The organism is Mycobacterium sp. NPDC003449 (assembly GCF_053588415.1).
Genome location: NZ_JBSFPX010000296.1, coordinates 1 through 5,861, shown reverse-complemented (window position 1 = coordinate 5,861; position 5,861 = coordinate 1). Strand labels below are relative to the sequence as shown.

The window sequence follows — 5,861 nt, the reverse complement described above, 5'->3', positions numbered from 1 at the left end:
TCCACGCGGAAATGGGCACTTTCACGTCTGCTCGGCGGGTGGGCCGGGGTATCAGTCGGCCGGGAGGCCTTCGCGGATCTGGTCGACGTGGCGGGTGGCCGCGACGGCTTGCGGGGTCGGCGTCAACGGCCGGCGGGTGTCGACGGCGATGAGCTTCTGGTTGTAGTACTCGTCGCGTTTCCAGTTCTTGCGGGCCAGCTCGCTGACCGCCTCGGGCAGACCGTGATGCAGACCCTGCGGATAGTGGTTGATGGTGGCCGGGATGAGCGGCATGCCGAGCACCTCGCCACCGTGGGCGAAGATGAACTCGTCACAGTCGATGTTGCGGTGGAACGGGGGCACCCGCTCCACCTCGGGGTCGGCTTCGGCCGGGCGCGGAAGCATGTTGGCGACCAGGACGTTCGGCGTGGCGAAGATGCCGTGCGCGGCAGGCATCACGTGCAGCCGCTCGCTGGTGATCGGGCGGTAGTCGCGGATGTTGAGCTTGACCGGGAACAGGTCTCCCTTCCAGCCCTCCGCGTCGATGGGGTCGAAGTCGTAGAACACCGAGGTGTACTCGCCACCTGACTTGATCCGCACCGCGTACTCGCCGTCCTCGTTGTGTCCGTCGCCGAGATCGTCGAGACTCGGTGACGGGATGAACAACAACGACGGATCGAATGGTCCGTAGCGCCCGACCGGACCGATGTCGGCGAATCCGATCTCGTCCGGCGACTCGATGATCAGGAAGTAATTGGTGGGGCCGTCGGGGCGCAGGCGATAGGTGACGCCCTTGGGGAGCAGGACGAAATCGCCTGGCTCGTAGGGGATCGGCCCGTACTCGGTGTAGACGGTGCCGGTCCCTTCGTGGACGAAGTGCAACTCGTCGCCGTCGGCGTTGCGCGCCGAGTAGGTCATGTTGGCGGTGCGGCGGCTGACACTGATGGTCACATCCGGATTGTGGAACAACCTGAGCGGCCCGCCGTCGGCGTGCGTGCGGTCAGTGGGGTCCAGGGCCAGCCCGTCGATGTCGCGGGCCTGCATCGGTCCTTCGATGCGGTTCCATGCCGTGGGAGCGTTACGGCGGTAGAAGTTGACCGCCTGGCCGCTGAAGCCCCGGCGGGTGATCATGTCTTCCTTCAATCCGCCCAGCTCGGGCAGGTTGACATGGGCTTGCCGTAGCACGGTGCCGCGGCTGAGGTGAAACCAGGATCGCATGGGCCTCTTTCTTTTTCGGTGGCTGGTCGGAACGTTCCTGCCGGGACGTGAGAATGCTTGGTGGTCAGACGATCTCAGAGTTCGGATCGAGGCCGGCCAACACCCGCCCATACGCCTCGTCGCCGCTGTTGGGTTGTATCGCGGCGTGCTGGTGCAGTGTGTTGATGTCGCGGAAATACCGCTGGATGTCGGCATCCAACAGGGTCTGTGAGGCACTGCTCGCCTCGAAGAGTTGGTTGATGCACGCCCGGGACAGGCTGGCGATGTGGCCGATGTAGGCCCGGGCTTGGGTCCGCTCCTCGATGGTCGGGGTGCGGCCGAGGGTGCCGCCGTACAGCGCGATCACCCGGTCGGTGAACATCTCGGCGGCGTCCAGGTTGTACTGGGCCCTGGCCAGTTGGTGATGCAGCAGAGGTGCCTGGGCGGCCTTTGGCCACGCGGTATAGGTGATGGCACCACGTGTGGGGAGGGTCCGCATGAAACAGTCCATCGCCCCGCGCGCCATCCCCAGCAGCGCCGGCGCGCTGCAGGCGTTGATGTACATGACGAATGGACGGTTGAAGTAGGGCAGCCGCGAGTAGCGTCGCGCCGAATAGTTGCCCTCGGCAGGGTCTCTGGAGAGGATGGTGCGCGCGGCGGGGACGAACACGTCGTCCACCGCGACCGGATTCGTGGCGGTGCCTGCCATTCCGGCCGCGCGCCAGGTGTCCTGATGGCGGACGGCGGCGGCGGGCACCAGCACCACCCGCGGGCCCCGGTGCTCCTCACCGATCACCACGCACGCCCCGGCGAACCAATTGCTGTGGATGCCTGCGGTGTTCCACAACCAGCGACCGCTCACCCGAAAGCCGCCCCGAACGGGGGTGGCCCGTCCGCTCGGTGCGATCGCCGTGCTGATTCTCAGATCTGGCGTGGCATAGATCTCGTCGGCGGCCTCGTCGGTGAGCAGTGCCGGGATGAGATTGGAGAGCGACATGATCGTGCACATCCAACCGGTGGACGGGCAGCCCCGCGCGACTTGGGCGAGCGCCTCGGCGAAGACATGCTCATCGGCCTGATAGCCGCCGACGTCGATGGGCATGGCCAGGCGGAAGAACCCGACTTCGGCCAGGTCGCGCAGGTTGTCGGGATGCATGCCACGGAGCTGCTCGGTCTCGGGCGCACGCACACGTAGGTCGTCCACCAGCGCGTTGACCCGTTTGAGAACTCCTTCGGAGGTCAGCGGGACGGGGGTCGAAAGGCCTTGCCGCGCAGTTGACAATCGAAGTGCTCCTCCGCCGGTGTGATCTGTTCCGGTTTAGTGACGGAGGACCGGGGTGAATCGTTCACCCGACTTTCTCAGCGCGAGCAGACACAAAGGTGCCTATTTTCACCCGGGAACGGCCGATGTCAAGCTGCGTGGAGTCGGTCGGGTTCGGTTTCGGTGGGTAGGTTGATGCCGACGATGGGGCTGGGTGCTTTGGTGTGTGGGCGGTTGCGGAACCGTTCGGGGTGGGCGTTGTAGTAGGCCTGTTGGGTCTGATTGCGTTGTTGCCATCGCTGCATCCACGCCCCGTCGTGGACCTCGGCAGGAGTGAACAGGGCGATGCCGCTGTGGCGGTGGTGGTGGTTGTACCAGGACACATAGGAGTTCACCCAGGCGCGTGCGGTGTCGAGATCGGTGAAGGTTCCGGGATAGTTCGGCCGGTATTTCATTGTGCGGAACTCGGATTCAGAAAACGGGTTGTCATTGCTGACTCGGGGTCGGTTGTGGGTCTGGCCGACCTCGAGATCGGCAAGGAGATCTTTGAGTGCGGTCGAACGCATCGCCGGCCCGGAATCGGCGTGGACGACTGCGGGCAGTCCGTGGCGGGCGAAGGCGGCCTCAAACATTTCCACGGCGAGGTCGTCGCACTCGCGTTCCTCGACACGCCAACCCACGACCTTGCGGGAATAGATATCGATGATCGAGTACGCCTTAAACGCCACGCCGCGCCATGGGGTGCGCAGGTCGGTGATGTCCCAGCTCCAAATTTGGCCGGGGCCTGTCGCTTTGAGTACCGGAGCTTGCCGGGGCGTCTTGGCCGCTGACCGGGTTGGGGTGAGCGGGCGGGCGCTTTGGTCTTCGATCGTTGTTGCGATCCGCCACCAGGAACGCCGTGAGGCCAGCATCACGCCCTCGTCCCAGCAGGACGCGAAGGCATAATCCACCGATGCGCCCACCTTCCAGCCGGCCAGGATCTTGTGCTTGATCACCGCACGGTCAGCTTCACCGATGCAGGAGGGGTAAGCCCGATCCTTCTGGGGCAGCGGGTTAGTGACCCGCGGACGTGGGTTGAACCGGTAATGCCACGTCGAGCGTGACAAGCCGATCATCGTCAACGCCTGACGTTGAGATCCGATCGCGGCAGTCAGCTCGGTGACGAGTCCGTTTTCGGCGGTGATGAATTGCTGGGATCGCTGGTCGGGGTTGCGTCGGGCTCGTGCTCGCTCAGCGCGTGCAAGAGCCCGATAGCTTTTCCCAACGACTCGTTGGCTTTTTCCAGGCCCGCGTTGCTCTGCTCAAGTTCACGCACCCGCGCCCGCAAAAGAGTTAATTCGGCCTCAACCCGCCCCGCGGCTCGAGCCTTGGCCAACGCTGTGCGCTTGGCCGGAGGAACTGTCATCCCACCACCTTCTCGCGGAATCAGACCCCGGTCCAGGTCACCGTCGAACACCGCCGCTCGCCACCGCCTCAACCGGTGATAGGACACCTGCTGAGCAGCAAGCCACGCCCCCTTACGTCCAAAAGGCTGCAAGTGATACTCGTCGACAAACGCACGAATCTCCGCCGCCGACATACCCGGACTGATCGACATAACCCTCTTCCCAGACTGGCCGATGAATGACTCACGACCAGCCTGGCAAAGAGGGGAATGGGCACTTTCACGTCTGCTCGGCGGGGAACCTAACGGCCCCGCGCGGGCTGGGCGGCGGTGGAGGCCGACGACGACGGCACCGTGGACGGCCGGTCGATGATGGTCGAATTGCGCGCACCCACCCGGTAGCCGGCACCGCGGTGCGCATCGGCGAGTCGGTCGCCCTCACCGAGCAGCTTGTTGCGCAGACTGCCGGGCGCATAGCTCGACTGGTACGCCCCACGCGCGGTGAGCACGGGCACCACATAGGAGATGAAATCGGCGAACGAACCCGGTGTGATGGCGTAGGCCAAGTTGAAGCCGTCGACATCGGTTTCATCCACCCACTCCTGCAGGGTGTCGGCGACCCGGACCCCGGAGCCGACGATGCGCGGTCCCATACCGCCGATCTCACCCCACTCGGCGATATCGCGCACGGTCCACTCACCGCCCTTGTCCGAGGCGGACTGGAATGCCTTGACCGCGGACAGGATCGCGTTGGAGTCGACGTTGCCGATCGGTTCGTCCAGGCCGTAGCGGGCCAGGTCCACGCCCATCCAGCCCGACATGAACACCAGGGCCCCCTCCGGATCCCCGTAGGCAAGGTATTCGGCGTGTTTGGCGTGGGCTTCCTCGTCGGTTTCGCCGGTGATGATGGTGGTGAGATTGAAGATCTTGGCCGAGTACGGATCCCGACCGGCCAGTTCCAGCTCCGACCGAATCGTCGAAACCGTCTCACGCAGAATCGCTTTGGTGGGTGCGGCGGTGAAGATGGCCTCGGCGTTTTCGGCGGCGAACCGCACCCCGCGCGGGGACGAGCCGGCCTGGTAGATCACCGGGGTGCGCTGTACCGACGGCTCGGCCAGGTGTACCTCGGGGACGCTGAAATGCGCACCGGAATGGCCGATGTGGTGCACCTTGGCCGGATCGGTGAACACCCCGCGCTCGGCGTCGCGCACCACGGCGTCGTCCTCCCAGGACCCTTCCCAGAGTTTGTAGAGCACCTCGAGGTATTCGTCGGCATGGTCGTAGCGGGCGTCGTGGGCCGGCTGGTCGACCTGACCCATATTGCGTGCCGCGGCGGGCAGATATCCGGTGACGATGTTCCACCCGATCCGACCGTTGGTGAGGTGGTCCAGCGTCGACATCCGCCGGGCGAACGGGTACGGATGCTCGAAACCCGTCCCGGTGGTGATGCCGAACCCCAGGTTCTCGGTGACCAGCGCCATCGCCGAGACCAGCAGCATCGGATCGCCGACCGGGATCTGGGCGGCCTGGCGGATCGCGGCCTCGTCGCCGGCCCCGTACACGTCGTAGGTGCCGAGTACGTCGGCGATGAACAGCCCGTCGAAACGCCCGCGTTCCAACAGCTTTGCCAGTTCGGTCCAGTAGGTGATGTCCTTGTAGCGCCAGGACTGATCCTGCGGGTGGCGCCACAGACCGGGGGACTGGTGGGCGACGCAGTTCATGTCGAAGGCGTTGAATCGGATCACACGGGTCACCCGGCCGAGGATGCCGATCCGACGCGGCGGGGTCACCGATTGTGTTCAGCGGGATTTGTTTGGACCGGGTTCGTCGGTGAACGACATGAGAACGGCCGGCAAACTGTAGTGCCCCCCAGTGGTGCGGGGACCGCCCACACCCGACACTGGGCGCGTGAGCACACAGTCGCTGGTGATCTCGATCCTGAACTGGCTGCGGGCCGGCTACCCCGAAGGGGTGCCCGGCCCCGACCGGGTTCCGCTGTTGGCGCTGCTGCGCGCCACCCCCTTGACCTGCTCATCGGTC

General features: G+C 65.3%; 6 protein-coding genes. 1 reads left to right on the top strand and 5 read right to left on the bottom strand.

Annotated features, from left to right (window positions below; genetic code table 11):
- Positions 1-51: 51 nt before the first annotated feature.
- From ACWDTP_RS36895 to ACWDTP_RS36875, 5 genes are all read right to left on the bottom strand, one after another.
- Complete coding sequence (locus tag ACWDTP_RS36895) at positions 52-1,197, bottom strand: homogentisate 1,2-dioxygenase (RefSeq protein WP_450028165.1); 1,146 nt, start codon at positions 1,195-1,197, stop codon at positions 52-54.
- Between the two features lie 64 nt (positions 1,198-1,261).
- On the bottom strand, positions 1,262-2,458 hold the full coding sequence (locus ACWDTP_RS36890; RefSeq protein ID WP_450028164.1) for a hypothetical protein: 1,197 nt from the start codon (positions 2,456-2,458) through the stop codon (positions 1,262-1,264).
- Positions 2,459-2,586: 128 nt separating this feature from the next.
- Positions 2,587-3,552 carry a transposase gene (locus tag ACWDTP_RS36885; protein WP_450028167.1) on the bottom strand — a complete coding sequence of 322 codons (966 nt, stop codon included), beginning with the start codon at positions 3,550-3,552 and terminating at the stop codon, positions 2,587-2,589.
- A 35-nt stretch (positions 3,553-3,587) separates the two neighbouring features.
- On the bottom strand, positions 3,588-4,034 hold the full coding sequence (locus ACWDTP_RS36880) for a hypothetical protein (RefSeq protein ID WP_450028163.1): 447 nt from the start codon (positions 4,032-4,034) through the stop codon (positions 3,588-3,590).
- Between the two features lie 89 nt (positions 4,035-4,123).
- The gene (locus tag ACWDTP_RS36875; RefSeq protein ID WP_450028162.1) at positions 4,124-5,575 is read right to left on the bottom strand and encodes an LLM class flavin-dependent oxidoreductase; all 1,452 of its coding nucleotides are present in this window, start codon (positions 5,573-5,575) and stop codon (positions 4,124-4,126) included.
- Between the two features lie 154 nt (positions 5,576-5,729).
- Between ACWDTP_RS36875 and ACWDTP_RS36870 the strand changes: the two genes are divergently transcribed.
- Positions 5,730-5,861: DUF3349 domain-containing protein (locus tag ACWDTP_RS36870; RefSeq protein ID WP_450028166.1), on the top strand; the 132-nt coding region annotated here is incomplete at its 3' end.

Coding starts and splice junctions, on each gene's coding strand:
- ACWDTP_RS36895 (WP_450028165.1), bottom strand. CDS start 1,197: ATGCGATCCTGGTTTCACCTCAGCCGCGGCACCGTGCTACGGCAAGCC.
- ACWDTP_RS36885 (WP_450028167.1), bottom strand. CDS start 3,552: ATGATCGGCTTGTCACGCTCGACGTGGCATTACCGGTTCAACCCACGT.
- ACWDTP_RS36880 (WP_450028163.1), bottom strand. CDS start 4,034: ATGTCGATCAGTCCGGGTATGTCGGCGGCGGAGATTCGTGCGTTTGTC.